At 62.1% G+C, this 21,341-nt stretch carries 21 protein-coding genes and 1 pseudogene; 12 read left to right on the top strand and 10 right to left on the bottom strand.

Annotated features, from left to right (window positions below; genetic code table 11):
* The first annotated feature begins 4 nt into the window (after nt 1-4).
* Both CIT26_RS30225 and CIT26_RS30220 read left to right on the top strand, forming a co-directional pair.
* Complete coding sequence (locus CIT26_RS30225; RefSeq protein WP_095495973.1) at nt 5-1,540, top strand: mechanosensitive ion channel family protein; 1,536 nt, start codon at nt 5-7, stop codon at nt 1,538-1,540.
* A 2-nt stretch (nt 1,541-1,542) separates the two neighbouring features.
* Nucleotides 1,543-2,439, top strand: coding sequence for a pirin family protein (locus tag CIT26_RS30220; protein ID WP_095495953.1), 897 nt, complete (start codon nt 1,543-1,545; stop codon nt 2,437-2,439).
* A gap of 89 nt (nt 2,440-2,528) precedes the next feature.
* Here CIT26_RS30220 and CIT26_RS30215 read toward each other — a convergent pair whose 3' ends face one another.
* From CIT26_RS30215 to CIT26_RS38950, 3 genes are all read right to left on the bottom strand, one after another.
* The gene (locus tag CIT26_RS30215) at nt 2,529-2,972 is read right to left on the bottom strand and encodes a DUF1810 domain-containing protein (protein ID WP_095495952.1); all 444 of its coding nucleotides are present in this window, start codon (nt 2,970-2,972) and stop codon (nt 2,529-2,531) included.
* 45 nt (nt 2,973-3,017) lie between these two features.
* Complete coding sequence (locus CIT26_RS30210) at nt 3,018-3,299, bottom strand: GNAT family N-acetyltransferase (protein WP_095495951.1); 282 nt, start codon at nt 3,297-3,299, stop codon at nt 3,018-3,020.
* Nucleotides 3,300-3,606: 307 nt separating this feature from the next.
* Complete coding sequence (locus CIT26_RS38950; protein WP_245319615.1) at nt 3,607-3,927, bottom strand: ATP-binding protein; 321 nt, start codon at nt 3,925-3,927, stop codon at nt 3,607-3,609.
* Nucleotides 3,928-4,815: 888 nt separating this feature from the next.
* On the opposite strand from CIT26_RS38950, the gene CIT26_RS30200 reads away from it, so the two are divergent.
* The 8 genes from CIT26_RS30200 to CIT26_RS30170 all read left to right on the top strand — a co-directional run bounded on the left by CIT26_RS30200 (nt 4,816) and on the right by CIT26_RS30170 (nt 10,504).
* Nucleotides 4,816-5,601, top strand: a complete 786-nt coding sequence (locus CIT26_RS30200; RefSeq protein WP_206072831.1) for an alpha/beta fold hydrolase — start codon at nt 4,816-4,818, stop codon at nt 5,599-5,601.
* Nucleotides 5,602-5,980: 379 nt separating this feature from the next.
* A complete protein-coding gene (locus CIT26_RS30195) occupies nt 5,981-6,751 on the top strand; it encodes an SDR family oxidoreductase (protein ID WP_095495950.1) in 771 nt (256 codons plus the stop codon).
* 26 nt (nt 6,752-6,777) lie between these two features.
* Complete coding sequence (locus CIT26_RS36845; protein WP_167391578.1) at nt 6,778-6,942, top strand: hypothetical protein; 165 nt, start codon at nt 6,778-6,780, stop codon at nt 6,940-6,942.
* Nucleotides 6,939-7,769, top strand: a complete 831-nt coding sequence (locus CIT26_RS30190) for an alpha/beta fold hydrolase (RefSeq protein WP_095495949.1) — start codon at nt 6,939-6,941, stop codon at nt 7,767-7,769. Before CIT26_RS36845 ends, CIT26_RS30190 begins: the two co-directional genes overlap by 4 nt.
* A gap of 98 nt (nt 7,770-7,867) precedes the next feature.
* Nucleotides 7,868-8,290 carry a cupin domain-containing protein gene (locus CIT26_RS30185; RefSeq protein WP_095495948.1) on the top strand — a complete coding sequence of 141 codons (423 nt, stop codon included), beginning with the start codon at nt 7,868-7,870 and terminating at the stop codon, nt 8,288-8,290.
* Nucleotides 8,287-8,823: a CBS domain-containing protein gene (locus tag CIT26_RS30180; protein ID WP_245319614.1), complete on the top strand. Its 537-nt coding sequence runs from the start codon at nt 8,287-8,289 to the stop codon at nt 8,821-8,823. Before CIT26_RS30185 ends, CIT26_RS30180 begins: the two co-directional genes overlap by 4 nt.
* Nucleotides 8,824-8,886: 63 nt before the next feature.
* Nucleotides 8,887-9,504, top strand: coding sequence for a glutathione binding-like protein (locus tag CIT26_RS30175; RefSeq protein WP_095495969.1), 618 nt, complete (start codon nt 8,887-8,889; stop codon nt 9,502-9,504).
* Nucleotides 9,476-10,504 carry an SDR family NAD(P)-dependent oxidoreductase gene (locus tag CIT26_RS30170; protein ID WP_245319612.1) on the top strand — a complete coding sequence of 343 codons (1,029 nt, stop codon included), beginning with the start codon at nt 9,476-9,478 and terminating at the stop codon, nt 10,502-10,504. The genes CIT26_RS30175 and CIT26_RS30170 overlap by 29 nt, the downstream gene beginning before the upstream one ends.
* A 147-nt stretch (nt 10,505-10,651) precedes the next feature.
* Here the strand turns inward: CIT26_RS30170 and CIT26_RS30165 are convergent, their stop codons facing one another.
* Genes CIT26_RS30165 through CIT26_RS30150 form a run of 4 tightly spaced genes read right to left on the bottom strand, consistent with a single transcriptional unit; the run spans nt 10,652 to nt 15,990 of the window.
* On the bottom strand, nt 10,652-11,359 hold the full coding sequence (locus CIT26_RS30165) for a response regulator transcription factor (RefSeq protein ID WP_095495947.1): 708 nt from the start codon (nt 11,357-11,359) through the stop codon (nt 10,652-10,654).
* Complete coding sequence (locus CIT26_RS30160) at nt 11,349-11,738, bottom strand: response regulator (RefSeq protein WP_095495946.1); 390 nt, start codon at nt 11,736-11,738, stop codon at nt 11,349-11,351. The genes CIT26_RS30165 and CIT26_RS30160 overlap by 11 nt, the downstream gene beginning before the upstream one ends.
* Nucleotides 11,735-12,382: a response regulator transcription factor gene (locus tag CIT26_RS30155; RefSeq protein ID WP_095495945.1), complete on the bottom strand. Its 648-nt coding sequence runs from the start codon at nt 12,380-12,382 to the stop codon at nt 11,735-11,737. Before CIT26_RS30155 ends, CIT26_RS30160 begins: the two co-directional genes overlap by 4 nt.
* Nucleotides 12,379-15,990, bottom strand: a complete 3,612-nt coding sequence (locus CIT26_RS30150) for a PAS domain-containing protein (protein ID WP_095495944.1) — start codon at nt 15,988-15,990, stop codon at nt 12,379-12,381. Before CIT26_RS30150 ends, CIT26_RS30155 begins: the two co-directional genes overlap by 4 nt.
* A gap of 304 nt (nt 15,991-16,294) precedes the next feature.
* On the opposite strand from CIT26_RS30150, the pseudogene CIT26_RS30145 reads away from it, so the two are divergent.
* A pseudogene (locus tag CIT26_RS30145) lies at nt 16,295-16,816 on the top strand (carboxymuconolactone decarboxylase family protein).
* 394 nt (nt 16,817-17,210) lie between these two features.
* Here CIT26_RS30145 and CIT26_RS30140 read toward each other — a convergent pair.
* Both CIT26_RS30140 and CIT26_RS30135 read right to left on the bottom strand, forming a co-directional pair.
* Nucleotides 17,211-18,938, bottom strand: coding sequence for an MFS transporter (locus CIT26_RS30140; RefSeq protein ID WP_095495943.1), 1,728 nt, complete (start codon nt 18,936-18,938; stop codon nt 17,211-17,213).
* Complete coding sequence (locus tag CIT26_RS30135; protein WP_095495942.1) at nt 18,935-19,963, bottom strand: HlyD family secretion protein; 1,029 nt, start codon at nt 19,961-19,963, stop codon at nt 18,935-18,937. Before CIT26_RS30135 ends, CIT26_RS30140 begins: the two co-directional genes overlap by 4 nt.
* 82 nt (nt 19,964-20,045) lie before the next feature.
* Between CIT26_RS30135 and CIT26_RS30130 the strand changes: the two genes are divergently transcribed.
* Entirely contained in the window at nt 20,046-20,669 is a 624-nt protein-coding gene (locus CIT26_RS30130) for a TetR/AcrR family transcriptional regulator (RefSeq protein ID WP_095495941.1), read from the top strand.
* Nucleotides 20,670-21,012: 343 nt separating this feature from the next.
* On the opposite strand, the gene CIT26_RS30120 is transcribed toward CIT26_RS30130, so the two are convergent.
* Entirely contained in the window at nt 21,013-21,285 is a 273-nt protein-coding gene (locus tag CIT26_RS30120; RefSeq protein ID WP_095495939.1) for an SPW repeat protein, read from the bottom strand.
* Nucleotides 21,286-21,341 lie beyond the last annotated feature (56 nt).

Below are 21,341 nucleotides of genomic sequence, written 5' to 3'. Positions count from 1 at the left end.
GGTCATGAGCTGGTGGAATGCTCCCCATCTCTACATGGTGCTTGTCGGTCTCGCCGGCATAGTCGTTTGGCACATCATTCCGCGGCGGCTCTCCACCACCAGGCTGATTGTCCAGATCGCATTCTTCCTTACCATGTCGGTCCTGCTGCTTGACGGAGCCGTGCTCCCCTACGAGCCGACACGGGGCACCGAGACAACCGCTAGCGCAATCCTCGTCGGTTCGGCCAAGTTGCTGTGGTGGGTTCACCTCGCCTGGGCGCTGATCGGGTTTGTCCGCATCTATCTCGTGTTCGAGCGAAAGCCGCGCGAGGCGCGCCTTCTGCAGGACCTCGTCGTCGGCGTCGTCTACGTTGTGGTACTGCTGTCGATCCTCGCTTTCGTCTTCGGCGCGCCGGTCGGAACGCTGATCGCCACCTCGGGCGTCTTTGCCATCGTACTCGGATTGGCGCTCCAGAATACGCTGAGCGACGTCTTTTCGGGCATCGCGCTCAACCTCGGCCGACCTTATGTGCTTGGGGACTGGATCGTTCTGAGCGACGGCACCGAAGGCCGCGTCGTGGAGACCAACTGGCGATCGACCCACCTGCTCACTTTGGCCCACAACGTGGTGGCGCTGCCGAACAGCCTCCTCGCGAAGCTCGGGCTGACCAATGTCAGCAGCCCTGAAGAGAGCCATGGGCTATCCGTCGCGATAAGATTGGCGCCGACCAAGATGCCGGCGATCGTCGCGGACGTCATGAACGCGGCCTTACAAAGCAGTAACACAATACTGAGGGAGCCGCCACCAGTGGTAGCCATCAAAGCTCTGGATGCGACGGCGATTGAGGTCGATTTGTTTTTTCGCGTCGCAAATGTTGGCCAGCGAATTCCAGCGACGAACGAAATCTTCGATCTTGTCTACCGTCATTCCAAGTCCGCGGGTTTGCGGCTTGCGACGCCACCCTCCTCTTTGATTCTCATGAATGACTTGCCGAGCGAAGAGACGGCAAATCTCGCGGAAGTCACGCCGATCAAGCTTATAAATGCCATACCAGTATTCTCGGCGTTGACGGACAACGAAAAAGAAGCCCTCGCGGCAACGGTAGCGGTGCGCACCTATCGCAAGGGCGACATCATAGCACGACAGGGAGAGATGCTGCCCTCCCTCATGATTGTTCGGACGGGCATCATTGTCCGAGAGCGCGGCGAAGATGACGCCCATCCGCAGGAGATCGGCCGCCTCGCTCCCGGCGACTTTTTCGGAGAGACGGGTCTGCTCGCGGGCATTGGCGAGACCTCGACCTTGCGCGCAATGAGCCACGTCGTGGTCTACGAGATTGACCAGCAAAGCTTCGCGCCCCTGCTGCTCGACCGGCCCGAAATGGCCGAAGATCTTGCAGGGGTCCTCTCAGCCAGGATGTCCCTCGGCGGTAGCCGCACCGGACAAGAGCACACGGATTCGAAATTCGAGCTGCTCAAAGCCATGCAGACGATCTTTCACCCAGTACCGTTCCGGCGCGTTTCGAGCGCCGGCAGACCGGGCGTACAAGAAGGGAGGTAGCCATGAGCATCCGCCAAACCGGCGTTACAGATATCGTTTTGCCGGTGTCCAGTGAACCTGTGAGCGGTTTCAAGGTACGGCGCGTATTGCCCTCCAGGTATGGGCGAATGGTCGGCCCCTTTGTCCTCTTCGAGCAGATGGGGCCAGCCGTGTTCAATACCAGCCAGGGTTTGGACGTGAGACCGCATCCCCATATCGGCTTGGCGGCCATGACCTACCTGATCGATGGGGAGATCGTCCACCGGGACAGTCTCGGTAAGGTGCAGGCGCTCCGCCCCGGTGAAGTCAGCTGGATGACGGCGGGTTCGGGGATCGTCCATTCCGAGCGGACGCCGCCGGAGGCTCGAGCGTCCGGGAGCAATTTTTTCGGCATTCAGGCCTGGGTTGCCCTTCCTTGCAGGCATGAGGAAGCCGCCGCCGATTTTGCCCATTACAGTGAGCCGGATATCCCGAGGACGTGTGCCAGAGGCGTCGAATTCACCTTGATCGCCGGAGCCTCGGACGGTTTGGTCTCGCCGGTAAGAACTCTCTCCGACATGGTGTTCGCCGAAATCGTGCTGACCGGCGGCGCACGATATCAGGTCAAGCCCGAACATCATGAGCGGGCGGTCTATGTCGTCGCCGGCGAGGTCGAGATCGTCGGCCGGCCGGGCTCGTTCCGTGAAGCCGAATTGATATTGCTGGGACCAGGCGCCGAGATCGTGCTTAAGGCGCCGGCCTTTCATTCAACACGACTGATGCTGTTGGGAGGCGAGCCCTTTTCCGAACCGCGGCACGTCTATTGGAACTTCGTATCCTCCTCGACCGAGCGGATCGAGCAGGCAAAGACCGATTGGCGTGAACGCCGTTTCCCGGAAGTGCCGGGGGAGGAAGAATTCACTCCTCTGCCGGAGGATTGACCAGGACGCAAATCGCTTGCCCGATCTGCCTGGCAGCATGCGACCGCAGGCGCGGTTCTCGACGGCGGAAAATTCTGTGCTTGGCCAAGCTAAGCGATTTGCCTCTGCATCGAGCGAATCCTGGTCATGGTGTCCTCGTCGAGCAGACCGTCAAACCAGACATTGAACATGGTCTCGAGCAGGAACTCGTCGTAACTGGCTTCGGAGAACAGCGTCAGCGACGCGTGCAGTTTGCGGGCGTCGATATCGCCGAAGACGGTGCTGGCGCTGCAGTTGATAAGCCTCTGCATCGTGCTGACGCATTCGCGATAACGACCGCCCAGCAGCGGCGAGGAGATATACGCGTTCGCTTCGTCGAGCCATCTGATCGCGTAAGGCTCAAGCGCGGCCCCGCTTCCGCTGGAGGCCAGCCTGGGGAACATGAACTCCGTGTAGGGAGTACACATCATTCCCCGACGCAGGATGCCGATAGCATCTTCGTAAACCGGCTCCTGTGCGTGGACGAATCTTTGCAGGTTGTATTCGTCATCCATTGCGGCTCACCCGATCTTTTGCTGAAGCAACAACTCCGCTCACGATCATCCGGCGAGAACGTCTGAATATTGCGGGTTCTTGACGAGGAACTGGCCCATGAACTGGCATTTCGGGATCGCCTTGCGACCGGTCTTGCGCAGCATCTCAAAGGTGCCGTGCGCCAACTGCGATGCGATCCCCTGCCCGGAGAACTCTGAAGGAACCTCGGTGTGGATCAGAACAACCCGTCCGTTCTCGAGACGATAGTAGGCCGCAGCGATTGCTCCGTCTGCAATAGGCAGCTCGAAACGATGTTGTTGCGTATTTTCCGTGACCTTCGCGTTCATTTGAGAGTCCTCGACCATTTGCAAACATGATCGTCGGCCTGGCGAGAATGACTGGCGCTGTCAGCTGGCAGACTCCGTCTGCCAGCACCCGGAAGCAGTCATGCCATCGTCCTTCCGAGAATCGCCTGGACCCGACGAGGCTCCACACAAGAATACTTCCTGAGTTGATACACGGGGTTCCTGTTGATGAAGTCGGCAGCCTTGGTTTGCCCGTCATGAGGCACTCCGCAAACTGCATCTGTTCTCCTATCATCGGCTGGCATTGTTGCCCCGACGAAGGTCATCGAACTCTCCTCCTGGCTTGCAGTTAATCCTGCGGCGCCTGCATGGCGGGTAGCCGCAATATCACCGTCGTGCCCGACCCGAAGGCGCTCTCGATGTCGACGCGCCCGCCGTGCCGCTCGGCAAAATGCTTCACCATCGGCAGGCCGACACCGCCGAGGCCTTTGCCCTTGGTAGTGAAAAAGGGATCGAATGCGCGGAGCACGGTCTCTCGCGTCATTTCGATTCCACTGTCTTCGATACGGAGCTCGACGACAGTGCCAGGATCCTGGACGACCGCGGCGGCGTTTATCGAGATCAACCCGCCGTCCGGCATCGCGTCGCGCGCGTTGAATACGAGATTCAAGACCGCGTTCTGCAAACCCAGCGGATCGCATTTCGCAGCGGGTAGATCGCGCCCAACGCGAACTTCGAGACGAACGTTCCTCTCCCATGCGCTTCGGACAAGGTTTTCGACCTCGGCCAAGCAGGCGCCCACGCTTGCATGTTCCGGCGCTCGATGACTTGCCGCGGCCCGGCCGACCGTCTCCCTCACGAGCGCGCCGGCTTGCTGCAGGGCGGTCCTGGCGCTGGCGATTACGGGGTCGAGAGCTGGAGCCGTCGAGACGCTCGGGTCGCGGGCGACCCGATTCAGTGCAGATGAAGCGACCTGAATAAGATTGCCCAGATCATGAACAATGCCGGCCGTCGACTGCTCTGCCGGCGGGTCGGACAGGGGAACATCAGTAGTCCGGTCAAAGACATGATTGTCGGCCGAGCCTGATCTTGTTTCCGCGCCTGACATTTTCATGCCCTCTTTTGTTCGGTCGACACCTGGCAATCCGGTCGTGTGAGGACACTATATTGAGGAGCATTTTCGGGTCGATTGGATGGAGGACGAGGGTGAGCCATATGGCGGTATATGTCTCGCTGCAGTTTTCGCCGGATTGATCGTCATGGCACTTATTGAGACCGGTGAAGGGAGACACTGACAGCCGACGCCAGTCGGCTGCGCACTCCCTGCCAGCCTTGGGCGCGCTGCCTGGGAACGTCGGCGCGGCCTTACCCCGGCGATGCGTTCGATCGATGCCGGGAACTTACCCGTGCGCCGACCAGCGGCTACAGCTGCCACTCTCCCGGGTGCATCGTCCTAGACTTTCGGATCGCCTGACCGAGCCGTCCGTCGAATATTTTCGCGCGCCAAGTGGGCGCATTCTTCTCGGTATCGGACGACTCGCCGCACAGGAGAAGACACGTGCACAACATCATCAGAGCTCTGGCCCTTGTTTACGCATGGTGCGTATCGGACAGCGCGACAGCGCAGGCAGCGGATCATCAGGCAAAACCGACGATCGTGCTGGTGCATGGGGCCTTTGCTGAATCGTCGAGCTGGAACGGCGTCATCGCCGAGCTCAACAGGGACGGTTTCCGGACCATCGCTGCGGCCAACCCACTTCGCGGCGTTGCAAGCGATGCGGCCGCCGTATCGGCCGTCATCGGATCCATCGGCGGACCGGTCGTCCTGGTAGGCCATTCTTATGGCGGTCCGGTCATCACCGAGGCAGCCAACGGGAAGAACAATGTGAAAGCGCTGGTCTATGTGGCCGGGTTCGCCCCCGACAAAGGCGAGTCCAGTCTCACGCTTTCGGGGAAGTTCCCAGGCAGCACGCTTGGCGAGGCGCTCCTGCCGGTGGCGCGGCCGGATGGAGGACAGGACCTCTATATCCAGCCGGAAAAGTTTCACGAGCAGTTCGCGGCCGATGTGCCGGCAGCGCAGGCCAGCCTGATGGCGGCGACACAACGCCCGGTGGCTGACGCCGCCCTGGCAGAGCCCTCCGACGCGCCTTCTTGGAAGACAATTCCGTCCTACGCGATCTACGGCTCGGCGGATCGGAATATCCCGCCGGCGGTCATGAAGTTCATGGCCGAGCGCGCGCATTCGGTGAAGACCATCGTCGTCGAGGGCGGGTCGCACGCGCTGATGGTCTCGCGTCCAGAAGCGATCGCCTTGCTCATCAAGGAAGCCGCATCGGCGCAGTGACGAAACCGGCCGCCTCGCGCCGGCTGCATTCGACAAGTGCAAGCCTCAGGAGACATCGACATGAAAATCGTGGTCATTGGCGGCACTCGCTGGCAGACCTCTTCGGGAATTCCTCGAGAACACCGCCTCCGTCCTGCGCCACCTATGGCACGGCCGACATCTTTGGCTTGGGCTACTACGGCAGCGCCTCGGAGGTCGTGGGTCGGGGCCAAGCGAGGGAAGGCTGCGAAGACAGTGTCGCTTGAGCCAAGCTCTTCTGCTGGCGGTCGAGCGAGTCGCGGACGCGCGTCGCTCTCATCGAGGAATTCAGGGCCGGCACGGTTAGAGCCGCCGGCGTTGTTCCAAGTAGATCTTTTCGAAGTCAGAACAGGAGAATGACATGAAAATCGTAATCATCGGTGGCACCGGACTTATCGGCTCCAAGACCGTCGCAAGGCTGAGCGTGAAGGGCCACGACGTGTTGGCGGCGTCGCCAAGTGGCGGCGTCAACACCTTCACCGGTGAGGGATTGGACATGGCTCTTGCCGGGGCGGAGGTTGTCATCGACCTCGCCAATTCGCCGTCGTTCGAGGACAAGGCCGTTCTCGAGTTCTTCGAAACAGCCGGAAAGAACCTGCTCGCGGCGGAAAAGGTTGCCGGCGTGAAACATCACATTGCGCTCTCGATCGTCGGGGCGGAGCGCCTGCCCCGCAGCGGCTACCTGCGCGCCAAGATGGCTCAGGAGAAGCTGATCAGGGAGTCGGGAATTCCCTACACGATCGTTCACTCGACCCAGTTCTTCGAGTTCCTTGGCGGCATTGCGCAGTCGGCAACCGTCGGCGACACCGCCTCGGTATCGTCGGCCTACTTCCAGCCCATCGCCTCCGACGACGTCGCAGATGTCATGGCTGACGTGGCGCTCTCCCAGCCGATTAACGGCGTGATGGAGATCGGCGGCCCCGAGCCTTTCCGCATGAACGAGCTGGTCGCGCGTTTTCTGCAGCTCGCCAACGATCCCAGGAAGGTGATCGGCCATCCTCATGCGCTCTATTTCGGGACCGCGCTAGACGACCGCTCGCTTGTCCCCGGCGCGGGCGCCCGGATCGGTTCGACGTCGTTCGAAGACTGGTTCGACCACGCCCCGCCTCGGCGCAGCGGTGTTGCGGCGTAACGGCGTCATCTGACGAGGAAACGACGATGGACCACAAGCTGCCCATTGCGCCTCAGGCAAGTCGCCGGGCCCTCCTCCTCGGCGCGGCGGCCGCCGGTATTGCAACCGGCCTGCCCAAATACGCGCTCGCGCAAGGGACAGCCGGCCAGGGTCGAACTCATCCATCGCTCAAAAAGGATCGAAAGATATGAGCACTGTCACTACCAAGGACGGCACCGAGATCTACTACAAGGACTGGGGTCCGAAGGACGCCCAACCGATCGTCTTCCACCACGGCTGGCCGCTCAGCGCCGACGACTGGGACACGCAGATGCTTTTCTTCGTCGGGCATGGATATCGCACCATCGCCCATGACCGGCGCGGGCACGGCCGTTCCGCGCAGATGAGCGACGGTCACGATATGGATCACTATGCCGCCGACGCGGCGGCGGTGGTCGAGCATCTCGGCCTGAGCGACGCAATCCATATCGGCCACTCGACCGGCGGCGGTGAAGCCGCTCATTACGTCGCCCGCCACGGCAACGAACGCACCGCGAAGCTCGTCCTCATCGGCGCGGTGCCGCCAATCATGGTGAAGACGCCGGCCAATCCTGGTGGCATTCCGATCGAAGTGTTCGACGGGCTGCGCAAGTCGCTCGCCGACAACCGCGCGCAGTTCTACATCGATTTCCCGTCAGGCCCCTTCTACGGCTTCAACCGGCCGGGCGCAGAAGCGATCCAGGGCGTCATCCAGAACTGGTGGCGGCAAGGCATGATGGGCAGCGCCAAGGCGCACTATGACGGCATCAAGGCCTTCTCGGAAACCGATTTCACCGACGACCTCAAGATCATCGACGTGCCGACACTCGTCATGCACGGTACGGACGATCAGATCGTGCCCATTGCCGATTCCGCGCCGTTATCGGCAAAGCTTCTGAAGAACGGCACGCTCAAGATCTATGAGGGCTTTCCGCACGGGATGTGTACCACGCATGCCGATGTGGTGAACGCCGACTTGCTCACCTTCATCAGGTCCTAGGCTCACGCCGTGCCCTCAGGCGAGAGCACGATCGCCGGCCGTCCTCCCCTCCGACCGGCGATCCCCCGCAATCTCAACCGCAAACTGGAGCCAGACAAATGATCAGGAGCATACTCTACAGCACCGCCGCTCTCGCGGCGTTCATCGCCACCGCCGCGCTGGCCGACAATACGGCTGGCGCTTTCAAAAACGTGAAGCTCGTTTATGATCAGCCGCTTCCGAACGTGCCCGGCAAGAGCATGAGAGGTGTGCTCGTCGAATATGAGCCAGGCGGCAACTCGCCCGCGCATCTCCATCCCAAATCTGCCTTCATCTACGCCACGGTTCTCGAAGGGGCGATCAAGAGTCAGGTCAATGATGGCCCGGTGGTCACCTATCGCGCCGGCGAGAGCTGGTCCGAATATCCCGGCGATCGTCACCGCGTCAGCCAGAATGCCAGCGCGACTGACCCCGCCCGGCTGCTGGCCGTCTTCATCGTCGACACCGGCGAGACCGAACTTGTGCTCCCCTACGAAGAATGAGGTCGGAATCTATCGCCCTGTTTGAACAGGAAAGCGCCGCGCCGCCGGAGCGTTTGAAGAACTCGGCGGCGCGGCACGCCACCAAGGACGGCGCAATGCTCATCGACAAACTGCATGCCTTCACGTCGTCGCGCCTGGCCGTGATCGGCTTCGATGCAACGGTGCAAGCGGCCGCCCTTTCCCTGTCCAGGCCTGGCATCGGCCTCGTTGTGGTATGCAATGCAGGCGGAGGCGCGGAGGGTGTGCTCAGCAAATCCGATCTCGTGCGCCATCTCAGCGGCCCGGCGTCCAAGACACCGCCAGTGTCCGACCTGATGAGCAGATCCATCGTCTCGTGCAGTCCGCAGGACGATGTCCATGACGTATGGCAGACCATGGCGGCGCGAAGCCTGCAGAACATTCCGGTAATCGACGTCGGCGCCAGGCCTCTCGGCATACTGGACATACGCGACGCGATGAAAGTGTTGTTCGAGCAGGAAGAAATGCAGGAGCGGATGCTCTCCAATTATGTCACCGGCGTCGGCTACCGCTAGCCGCTTTGCCTGCGCCGGCACCGCTACTCCTCCAGGCATATCCTCCCCAGAAGGACAATGAACATGAAACTATACTACAGCCAGCTTGCTTGCAGTCTTGCCGATCACATCGCCCTACTCGAGGCTGGTGTGCCATTCGAGCGGGAGAGCGTCAATCTGAAGACCAAGCGGACGGCATCGGGGGTCGATTTCAACGATATAACGCGCAAGGGCTACGTTCCGGCGCTGGTGCTGGACAACGGAGAAGTCCTCACCGAGAACATCGCCGTCCTCGATTGGCTCGCCACGGAGTATCCAACGCTCGGTATTCCAGGAAACCTTGGCCGCACGCGCGTGCTAGAAGCGCTGGCTTTCATCTCGACCGAGGTGCACCGCAGCTTCAAGCCGATGTGGCATGCAAGCAGCGAAACCCAAAAGGCGCAGGCAAGAGCGACGATCTCCAAGCTGCTGGACATACTTTCGGAGAGCCTTGCGGGCAACTACCTGTTTGGCGCAACGCCCAGCGTGGCCGACTTTTACCTTTTTGTGATGCTGCTATGGGCCGAGCGCTTCGACGTCTCCGTTCCCCCGGAACTGGCCGCTCTGCGTCAGCGCATGGCGAACCGTCCGGCCGTGCAAGAGGCCATGCGGCACGAGGGGCTGATCTCGGCAAATGACCGCGCAGCTTCCACCGCCGCCTGACGCGGCGATGGCTCCCTCTTCGGCAGCCGTCGGCCGTTCCGATCGATTGGACGCCAATGGGAGCGGCTTGGCGGCTGACGCAGCACCACCGGTATCAGAGGTGAAGCACCAGGATGTGCTGCTCGGCGAGGCGTTGGAGCTGACCTTCCCAGCGAGCGATCCGATCGCGGTGTTCGTTCCGGAGCGTTCGCGACACACCCATCAATCCGATAATTTGTCAGCCCGGGAGCTGGCCAGGAGCAAGATCATGTCCGCATTCGATAACAAGGTCGCCATCGTCACCGGCGGAAGCTCCGGCATAGGCCGAGCCGCGGCGCTAGGCTTTGCTGCGCAAGGTGCGAAGGTTCTCGTCACCGGACGCCGCGCGGCAATTCTGGACGAAATGGTCGCCGGGCACCCGAACATCAAGAGCCTCGTCGCAGACGCCGCCGAGCCCGCGGATGCCGCGCGCACCATCGCAACGGCGATCGACACGTGGGGCCGCCTCGACGTGCTGGTGAACAATGCCGGTGCCGGCGCTCTCCTGCCTCTCGCCGAAGCAACCGCCGAGCAGATCACGAGGATCTTTGCCGTGAATGTCGTTGGCCCGAGCCTGCTTGCGGCCGCGGCCCTTCCGCACCTGGGCGTCGCGAAAGGAGCAATCGTCAACATATCGAGCACGTTCGGCCACAAGCCCGGAGCCGGTCTCTCGCACTATGCGGCCAGCAAGGCGGCGCTGGAGCACCTGACGCGCTGCTGGGCGCTGGAACTCGCGCCTCTCGGGGTGCGCATCAACGCGGTTGCAGCAGGCCCGACCGAATCCGGTGCGCTGACGGGCATGATGGGGCTCTCCCCGGAACATGCCGCCGTAATTGAGGAAGCCGAGCGCGAGCAGATACCGCTCAAGCGGCGCGGCTTTCCCAACGACGTCGCCAGGTGGATCATCCATCTGGCCGATCCGGCGTCCGACTGGATGACCGGCCAGGTGATCGCCGTCGACGGAGGCCTTGGCCTCATGTAAGCGCCCGACCGCCTGAACACCTCTAGCCAGATCTCTTGCTCGACTTGGCCGAAACAGCCGGCTCGGCCTCCCGGCCGTTTCGCCCTTGACCGGCGGCGCGCCGCTCGTCAGGCGCGCCGAGCCCCGTCGGACGACGCAGGGATCGGCTCATGCCGCAGTCCTGGCCCCGCCGACCTCGCGCATCGGCGCCGGCAGCGTCTCCCATGCCCGGATCAACTCACCGATGGAAGCGGCCTCCATCTTGCGCATGACGCTGCCGCGGTGCAGTTTTACCGTCACCTCGCTGATGCCGAGGTCGAAGGCGATCTGCTTGTTGAGGCGCCCGCGCGCCACCTGATGCAGAACCTCGCGCTCGCGTGGCGTCAGCGTCTCAAAGCGTTCGACATTGCGCTTGACGACCGCGGCTTCCGCCCGCCGCGCGGCATCCATCGCAATGCCCGCAATAACAGCGTCAAGCAGCGTTTGGTCCCGCACCGGCTTGGTGAGAAAATCCACGGCCCCGGCCTTCATTGCCTGGACGGTCATCGGAATGTCGCCATGCCCGGTCAGGAAAATGACTGGCTTGGGGTTGCCGCTTTGGGCCAGATGCCGCTGCAGATCGAGACCGCTCGCTCCCGGCATGCGCACATCGAGGATCAGACAACCGGCGCTATCCAGTACGTCGGCATCGAGCAATTCGCGCGTCGAGCTGAAACAGACATGCTGGAACCCCGCGGAGAGTATCAATTCGGACAGCGCCTCCTGAACAGACGCATCGTCATCCACAATGATAACGAGGGGCTGTTCCGCTTCGCTCCTGCGCTGCGATGACAACGGCGCCGATCTCCGTAAGTGCGGCGGCTGCTCAACTCTCATGCTCATCTCCATTTTTCGATTTGCGTAATACATTGCCGATGGCTGCCAGCATGACCTTCGCATCGAAGGGCTTACGGAAGCACCCGCTGACGCCCTGGGCTCTGTCCGCATCGGCAATCTCGTGGCGCCCGGTGATCAGGAACACCGGCAGGTCCGGGCGCACCTTCTTCACCAGATCACAAAGTTCGAAGCCGTCCATGCCGGGCATCCCGATGTCGGTGATGAGCACGTCAAGGCCGGACAGCCCGTTGATGAGCAATGATCGCGCTGACGAGAAGCTGCGGGCCGCATAGCCGGCGGACTCCAGCAGATCCTCCAGCGACTCGAGTAGCCTTGGATCGTCATCGACAACGGCCACGACAGGTCTTCCCTTGGTCACGCCCGGTTCCCTCCCGCTCGGCGCGAGTGGGTGATTGGTATCTCCAGTCGCTGCGCGATACGCACGAGATCGGCGAGCGATGACGCCGCCATTTTCTGCATCACATTCCTTCTATGGATCTGCAGCGTGACCTCGCTGATTCCGAGCTCAGCGGCTGCCTGTTTGTTGAGAAGGCCGCTCACCACGAGCGGCAGCACCTCGCGTTCGCGCGGCGTCAGGTCGAGATAGCGTTGCTTCAGCGCGACCAGTTCAGCACGCGCGGACCTCCTTTCCCGATCCTCGGCGAGCGCCGTTTGGATTGCAGCCATGAGATCCGCATCACTGAAAGGCTTGGTGAGAAAGTCCACGGCGCCATGCTTGATCGCCTGGACGGAGGACGGGATGTCGCCGTGCCCTGTTATGAAAACGATCGGCGGATGATCTCCCTTTGATATCTGCCTCTGCAGATCCAGGCCGTTGATGTCGGGCAGCTCGACGTCGAGGATGAGGCATGCCGGGATGTCCGGCTTGTTTGCACCGATGTATTCGCTGGCCGATCCGAACGCAGCGGCGCGGATACCGTGCGAATCCAGCAGCTCGCTCAGCGCCTCCCGCAGGCGCGCATCGTCGTCCACGATGAAGACGAAATGGTCATCTGTGGTCATGGCGCCGCTTTCACTTCAACCGGCAAGGTGAAGACGAACGTCGCCCCATGTGGTTCGTTCTTCTCCGCCCACAGGCGTCCGCCGTGCGATTCGACGATCGAACGGCAGATCGCGAGCCCCATGCCCATTCCGTTCCCCTTCGTCGTGAAGAACGGTTCGAATATGTTGTCGGGAAACTCGATCCCCGCGCCACGATCGCTGATCTCCGTCTGAACCACATCGCCTATGCGGCGCACACGGACCTCAAGAACCCGGTCGCCCGTAACGGCGTCCATGGCATCCATGCCGTTGCGAATGAGGTTCACCAGAACCTGCTGGATGTGTACGCGGTCCAGCGCGACGAGCGGCAGGTCGCGTTCGACGTCGATATCCATGCGGACGCGCCGCCGCGCCGCTTCCTCGGCCATCAGGTTGCGCGCCTCGGCGATAACGCCACTGAGCGCCGTAGAACTCCTTGCCTCGCCGGATTGTTTGAACAGAGCGCGGATGCGACTCACGACGTCGGCGGCCGCATTTGCGTCACGAATAATGCGCTCCACCGTCTTCTGCGCACGCTCGAGATTTGGCGGCTCAGCCATAAGCCATCGCTGGCAGGCATGCGAGTTCGCCACCACGGCCGCCAGCGGCTGGTTTACTTCGTGCGCGATGGAAGCAGAGAGCTCAGCAAGGCTCGCGGCCTGACTCGCTCGTGCAAGGCTCTCTTGCGCCAGCCGCAGCTCTTCCTCCGCCCGAACCTCATTTTCAACATCGAGGCAGATGACATTCCACTGCACGATAGTCCCTTCGGTATTGCGCATCGGCGCGGCGCGTGTCTCGACCCAGCGATACTCGCCGTCGAACCGCCGCAGGCGGTGCCTGCGCGCATAGGGCTCGCCGGTGGACAACGAATGAGCATATCCTCCCTTGACGCCCGCCAAGTCGTCGGGATGCACACCGGCGTCAAGCGTGCCGGCCAGCCGGGACTTTCCGGTGCCGTCCAATCGCTCAAGCTCATACCCCAGGAACTCGCGGAGCTGCTGGCTACGATAGACCGGCTCGCCATCCGGCGCCGCGCAATCGATCATTGCCGGCAGCGTTTCAACGAGTTGCCAGAGGAAGCGCTCCCGCTCTTGCAGCGCTTCCTGAGAAGTCACGAAATCATGGATATCGACGTTGGCGCCGAACCACCGGATGATGCGGCCGCTCTCGTCACGGAGTGGTTCAGCACGCCCCTCCGTCCAGCGGTATGAACCATCCCACCGGCGGTTGCGAAACTTCAGCTCGAACGGTTCGCCCGTGCTGAGGGAATGGGTCAAGGCCTGCAGCAAACGGGCCCTGTCTTCCGGATGGACGATGGTCCAGATCGCACTGGGCAGGCCTCCGTCGGCATCAAAATCATCCAGCTTCAGGCCGATATAGTCCATCATCGTTTTGTTGATATATGCAGGGTCCCCGCCAGGCGTGACAGACCAGATCTGCACGGGCACGGTGTCGATGAGCTGTTGAAGCTGACGTTCCCGGTCGCGCAGCGCTTCCTGCGCGCGCATCTCATCGTCGATGTCAATGGAAATGGCATACCATTGCATGATCGCGCCGCTTTGGTCCCGCACCGGTTCCCCGCGGCCGTCCACCCAGCGATACGCGCCATCCGCATGACGCATACGGTACTTCATAGAGTAGGGCTCCCCGGTGGCGAAGGAGTGGCGGACGGTCTCCAGCAGACGTGCGGCATCTTCCGGATGGACGAGGGTCGTTATGGCTGCCGCCAGTCGGCTCATGTCCGGCTTGTCCAGTTGGGCCAGGTCGTTCAAGCCGAAGAAGTCGAGCAAGCGCTTGTTGAAGAAGGTCGGCTCGCCTTTCGGCGTCAGACGCCTGATATGGACGGGAACCATATTCACGAGCTGCGAGAGCTCGCGCTCCCTGTCGCGCAAGGCTTCCTGCGCACGCACCTCCTCGTCGACGTCGAGCGAAACGCCGTACCATTCCACGACCTCACCGTCTTCGTTACGCCGAGGCTCTACCCTGCACTCCGCCCAGCGGTACGCGCCGTGCTGTTCGCGCCAACGAAATCGCATCGTGGACATGCCACCGGTTTCGAAGCAATTCCGTAGGGTGTTCTGTACCTCGGGAGCATCTTCGGGATGGATCAGCTCCTGCAGCAGTTGCTCGATGCGCGGCTCCTCGAGAGCTTCGAAATCCGCGATGACGGAGCGGAAATGGTCCTGGTAGCGCTTGTTGAAGTAGACCGGCCCGCCCGTAGGCTTTGCGCTCCAGATCCGGACTGGTACGGCATCGATCGTCTCCTGAAGCTGCCGCTCGCTCCGCCGCAGCGCCTCTTCGGCATGCATCTGATCGTCTATGTCGTGACAGAGCCCGTACCACTGGACGATGCGCCCGTCCTGGTCCCTCATCGGCTCGGCGCGGCTCGACATCCAGCGGTAGACCCCGTCTTGACGGCGCAAGCGATACCGCATCGCAAGGACCTCGCCGGTGGCGAGACAATGGCGGAGCGTGTCCGAGAACGCTGCTCTGTCGTCCGGATGGACGCCGGCCTCTATCATCGCCGTCATGCGGCTCATGCCCGGCTTGATCGTATCCGCCACGTCCAGGCCGAGAAAATCGACCATGCGCTTGTTGAAGAAAATCGGCTCGCCGTCGGGCGCGAGACGCCAGACCTGGCTTGGAACCATATCGACAAGCTGCGAAAGCTCCCGCTCCCTGTCGCGCGATGTGACCAGCGCCAGCTGACGCTGCCGGGATATGGCCGCCACGATGAGCGCCGAAAATGCCGAGATTGCCAGAAAAAGCTGCAGCATGACCTGCCTTTGTCTCTGGAATTCGGGAGCGCCGACAAACTGGCTGTCTCCAGATATCGTAAGTGCCATCGTGATCAGGGCGAGGAGCGTCAAGGCGACGGCGGCGCCTCTGAACTCGAAGCGCGCCGCGGCCCAAAGAAGGGGCGGCATGATGATGTAGGGGGTGGGCAGGTAGACGTCGCTCAAGGAAAGCGCGGCGACCCCCAGGAAGATCAGACCCAGGACGCTGGCTTCTACCGGCTGCGCGGGAGAGAGTTGGGTTTTGCTGCGCCAATACTGGATCACGACCAGTGCCGGTGGCGCTACGAGCAGGATTCCGGTGGCGTCTCCAATCCAAAACAGCGGCCATACCGCCGTGAAGGTTTGCGATTCCACGCCAAACCACGCAAGCGTCGCGCTTCCGACCGTCGCGCTGACGAGCGGCGCAACTCCAGCGCCGAGTACGACGAATGCGAGGACTTCCTGCAAAGTTTCAAGCCGAACCGGACGCCCGCATGCCCGGTTCACAAGCGTTGCGCCGACAGCCGCGCCAAGGGCGTTGCCGATATAGATCAGAAAGCCCGCAGGCAGCGGACTGTGGAACCACACGAACTGCGCGAACATCTCCGCCAGGCAACCCGCCAGTATCCACCACGGCCAACTGTAAGGAGAGGTGAGGATGAGCGTCGCGATGAAAACGCCGCCCGGAGGCCAAATGGAAACCGTTATTCCGGGGACGATTGCGAGCGCTTGGGCGAACCCGCAGCCCAAGACATATGCCGCAAAAAATAGCCCCAGATGAAGGAATTGCGGGCGCGACCAGACGGACATCATCGGTTTCTCCTGCCGGGCAAAGAAGGGCTGGGGATTGTCAACGCTGCGTGTAGCACGTCTCCGCGATATTCGGGCTGGCGAACTCATGATCTCGGCAGGCGAACTCATGGCCCACTCTAATTCGGCGCCCCCCCGGCTGCACCTCATGGAAATCCATGAGGCGTGGCCGAAGCGTACCTGGCCTAGCCCTCAGGATGATGCTGCCTAGACCAGCCGAGTGGCGACATGGCCTCTCGCATGATGGCTCGGCCCGGCGCGTCCCGGCATGATTTGCAGGCGATAAACCGCCTTCAAGGAGACATTCATGAATATCGCCACCAAACCGACGGCGCAGGCCGGGACCAAGCATGGGCCTCGTGTTAACTGGGCCGAGCAATCTCCGGAACTCGTGAAGAAGTTCACCGGGGTTGTAACGGCTCTCCATGCAAGCTCGATCGAGGAGTCCATCCTCAATCTTGTCAATATTCGTGCTTCGCAGCTCAACGGCTGCTCCTTCTGCCTCGATATGCACGTCAAGCAGGCAAAAATGCATGGCGAGCGCGAACTGCGCCTCTACCACTTGGCCGCGTGGAGGGATTCGACCCTGTTTGCCCCCCGCGAGCGCGCCGCACTCGCATGGACGGAAGTCCTGACCAAGCTGCCGGACCAGGGCGTTTCCGATGAGCTCTATGAGCGCGTCCGCACGCAGCTGTCGGAAAAGGAGATCTCCGATCTTAGCTTCGCTGTCATGGTGATCAACTCGTAGAACCGCCTCAACGTCGGTTTCAAGACCGTGCCGGGTTCCGCCGATGCAATGTATGGCCTGGACAAGGCGGGGCTCAATTAGCCCGCTACAGACCGGCGGCGCGGCTGTCGCCGTGTCACCGCTGATCCCTGGCGGTGCGCAATGATCCGCCGGGGACGCGCTATCGACAACCATCCGTATCGCCGAATCGCTGCGGCCGGCTTCCGCCGCGTTTGCCGCCACTGCCGGCCAGTGCGCCATTCCCATGCTCATTTCACGACTATCCGAGAACTCACCCAGGACTTGTCCGGACACTCGCCCTGCGAGCTAGCTCGGCCGTCTCGCGTTTCATTCCATCACGCCGGCCAGATTTCGAATTCCAATACCAGCTCATCGGCCTCGGGCCCTTGCCCATGTCATGGCTGCCAATCGATCACACCGTACTGCGGGCATTCACGACATGGCTGGCTGGCGAGAATCTTTCCAGGGGCGTTTGTCACGCTGGCAACTGTGCGTCTTCCATTTGCCTCTGACTCCCTTCGACAAGGGCGTTCGAGGCCAAGGTTGAAGGCGGCAAGCTCGGGGTCATGTCGGGCGTCGGCGCGATCGGCATCGGAACCGCCCTCAGCGCCAGGGACGACTGTTCCGTGCGCTTTCTCATGTATCGGGCAAGGCCGATCTTGATCGTGACCAGCACGGGCGCGGCAACCACGAACAGCAGCGCGACTGCGTTGAACGCGGCGTCGAAGGCGATCACTGTGGACTGACCGGCGACCGCTCTGCCCAGCAGGCTCGTCGCTGCCCGGCCAGCTGCCACGGGATCCATTCCTTTTGCCGCGAGCATGGCTGTCGTCGTTGCCAGACGCTCGCTGACCGCGGGAATGCCCGCGGTGACGTTGGCGCCGAGCACTGCGACATTGGCGGCGACGTTATTCTCGATCAATGTCTGCAGCCAGGCGACACCCATGAGGCCACCGAGCTGGCGACCCGTATTGAAGAGGCCTACGCCGGATGCGAGGTTTTGGTGGTTGAGCTCGCCGAAAGCGATGAGAGTGATCGACAGGAACAGGAAGCCGAGGCCGAGGCCACGCAACAGAATGGCTGGCATCATGTTGTCCGCGCCGCTTTCGATGGTCGACCCGGACAGCATCCACATCGCAACCATGATCATAAGGATTCCAAAGGGCACCGTGGCGATCGGAGGAACGCGGCGGACCTGCATGAGGAAAGCAGCGATGAGGAGCGCGCCGATGAAAAGTGCGCCGCTCGGCAACAGGAGCAGGCCGGCGTCGGTTGGCGTGAACGCAAGGACGGACACGGCGAACGAAGGGATCAGGAACGCGCTCCCGAACAAGGCGGCGCCGGCGACGAAACTGACGATGAAGGCGAAGGAAAAATCGTCCGACCGGAACGGGGTGAAGTCCAGCAGGCCCTGACCTTTGGCGATCACTTGTTGGCCGAGAAATGCCAGCAGAGTGGCCGTGCCGACCACCGTTAGGCAGACGATGTGTCGTTCTTCGAACCAGTTCCATCGGCTGCCTTGGCCGAATACGTATGTGAAGCAGAACAGTGCGGTCGAGAGGAGCGAGAACCCAAGCCAGTCGAACGGGCGGGGTCCGGCTTTGACGGGCGCCGGGCAGTCCGCGAGCAGCAAGAATCCGGCGGCCGCCAGCGCCACCGGGACGACGCTGAAGAAGATCCACATCCACGACTGGCTGTCGAGCAACCAGCCCTCAAAGGCTGGGGCGATCGTCGCGGGGGCAACGACCGAACCGATTGCGAACAGGGCCTGAAGGATCGGCTGATGGCGTCGCGGATAAGCGAGAAAAATGATCGTCTGCCCCGCGACGAGCAGGACGCCTCCGGAGAAGCCTTGCATTACGCGGAGCACAACCAGCAGATCCAATTGAGTTGTGATGGCGGCAAGGGCGCAGGATGCGCCCATGGCTATGGTCGAGCCGACGATCAGACAGCGTGGACTGACGCGGTTCATCAGCCCGGCGGCGGCCATGAACCCGATCAGTTTCGGAGCGGTATATCCCACATCCAGCCAGGCGAACTCATCGGGAGTTGCATAGATGTCGCCGATGATATCGCCACGCCCGAGCGACAGGACTGTGCTGGCGATCGCCTCTGTCAGAGTGGCTAGTATTATGCCCGCGACGAGAAGGGCTCCAGTTGCTGGTCGGTTGCGGTCCGGGATGGCGATGACCACTGCGGTCATGAGTCTCTACCGCGATCAATCTCGACACGCGCGGACAGGCCGGGCACGAGGCGACCGGGCAGCGGATTGCCGATAAATCGGATCTTAACCGGAACGCGCTGAACGACGCGAACGAAGTTTCCTGTCGCATTGTCTGCGGGGAGCAAACTGAAGGCAGACCCACTGCCGGGCGCAAAGCTGTCCACCATCCCTTCAAACGTCTCGTTTGGGTAGCCATCGATGGTGATGCGGACGTGTTGACCGGGCTGGATATGTTCGATCTGGGTTTCCTTGAAGTTCGCCACGACCCACAGATCATTGACCGGAACAATATCGAGCAGAGAGGCACCCGGCGCCACAAGCCGGCCGATGCGAACCTGGCGGTTGCCGACGACGCCGTCTACCGGCGCGCGAACCACGGCGTTGTCGAGGTCGATTTGAGCGAGTTCCTCCGTGGCCCGGGCCTGCGCTACCGCGGCCACGGCGGCTTCGCGCTGGGCGTCGAGCACGGCGATGCGTTGCCGCTGTGCCTCCAGTGCTGCCAATGCCGCCGCCACGGCCGCTTCGGCCCTCGACCGCGCGGCATCACTTTCATCGACCTCGGCCTGGCTTACGGCGTTGGTACGAATAAGTTCGCGGCGGCGGTCGGACGCCTTGGTCGCGAGGTTCAGCTCGGCCTCGACCGAACGCGTCTGGGCTTCGGCCTGCCTGATGAGGGCATGCTGAAGCTGGACTTCGGCGTCGACATTGCCAAGGCGCGCCTGAGCGGCTTCGACATTGGCCACAGCCTGCGCGAGCCGCGCGCGGTAGTCGCGGTCGTCGATCCGGAACAGGACGTCACCCGCCCGGACGGCCTGGTTGTCCCGAACCTCTACTGCGGTAACGTAGCCCGCGATCTTCGGCGCAAGCCCGGTCACATCCCCGCGGACGTATGCGTTGTCGGTCGACGTGTCATCCGAACGGGCCCAAGCCCATCCTGCGCCAAGGGCGACCACGGCTGATAGGCACAGCAGCAGGCCGATCGTCTTTTTCCTGCTATGCGGCATGACGGGCCTCCGGTAATAGGCGTTACCATTGACGTTTATGGTAATGGTTGTTACCAGTCAAGGGATGGACTGGAGTGGATGAATGGCTGCTGCAAGGACCACACGGCGCAACGGCCGCCGGGAGGCTCTTCTTCAAGCGGCTGCCGAGGTCTTTTTCGAACAAGGCTACGCCGCGACGAGCATCGACGCGATCATCGAACGCGCCGGCGGATCGAAACGCAACATTTACAATGAGTTCGGCAACAAGGAGGGCCTGTTCTCCGCTATCGTCACGGAAAGCGCAGACAATCTGCTGTCGCCCTTGGTGATCGAGGAAATAGAAGGCCACGATCTGCGGGCGACACTGACGGCGTTCGGCCGGCATTCCATGGACGCCTACATGTCTCCCACTTTGATCGGAATCTACCGAATTGCCGTTACCGAGGCCAACCGCTTCCCCGATCTCGTGAAGTCGTTCTACGAACAGGGGCCAGGACGGACCGCGGTCCGGCTCGCCGAGGTCCTCGAAGCCGCCAGGGAACGGGGGGAAATACAGGCGGACGATTGCTTGCGTCTGGCCGGGCACTTTGTAGGCATGACCCGCGACAACCTGCATCTGCAGGTCGTTCTCGGGCTCCGGCCCCCGCCGTCGGACGAAGAAGCGCGGGAGGCGGTTGCTTCTGCTGTAGAAATCTTCCTGAACGGCGTTCGACGCAGCCGGAAGTAGAAGGGCAATCGTTGCCGTCAGAATCGGGTCGTTTGGGGAAAAGTCGAGCGGCGTGCCCCGTTCGACCAGCAGGCGTCGACGCCGATATGCCTCACGGGCCTCATGAACGATCCGCCTCACATCGTCGGCGCAGACGTTGTCGCGCCGCATCAAATGCTGGACGATAGGATCGTCCAGCATCTCTTCGAGTGTTGGTTCGGAATTCACGGGGTCCATGATCTGTTCTCTTGCCGGTTCGGGCTTGCGGCGCGGGTTTTCACGCGCAACCCGCCGAAGCATCCCAGGGGACGGTCGCGGAAACAGTTCGGCGCGCCCGTCCCCTGGTGCCTCGGCTTCCATGAAATTATCTGACGTCGGACCTGGAAAGCATCTGCGCCTTGCGGCCGCTCGAAAGCTGGATGATGGCGATCGTCGCGACGCAAAGCCCAACCAAGACGTGCGTCCACATCGCCGCCTGCGCCGATCCGAAGCCGAGCAGGAACGGAGCGGCTACCCCCCAGCACCCCAAGCCGAGATTGGACCACTCCGTCCATGCTCCGTAGCGGTAGAGCGCCACGACGGAGCAGCAGGCAATCAGCGCGCCGACGATCCCCGCGTTCCAAGCCGCGGCGGGCATCTGTCATCTTCGTCTCCTTCTTCAGTCCGGCTCCGCACCACGCCATCGATGTCGGG

This window comes from Mesorhizobium temperatum (genome assembly GCF_002284575.1).
Lineage (GTDB): Bacteria > Pseudomonadota > Alphaproteobacteria > Rhizobiales > Rhizobiaceae > Mesorhizobium > Mesorhizobium temperatum.
This window is presented reverse-complemented; position numbering and strand designations above follow the sequence as displayed.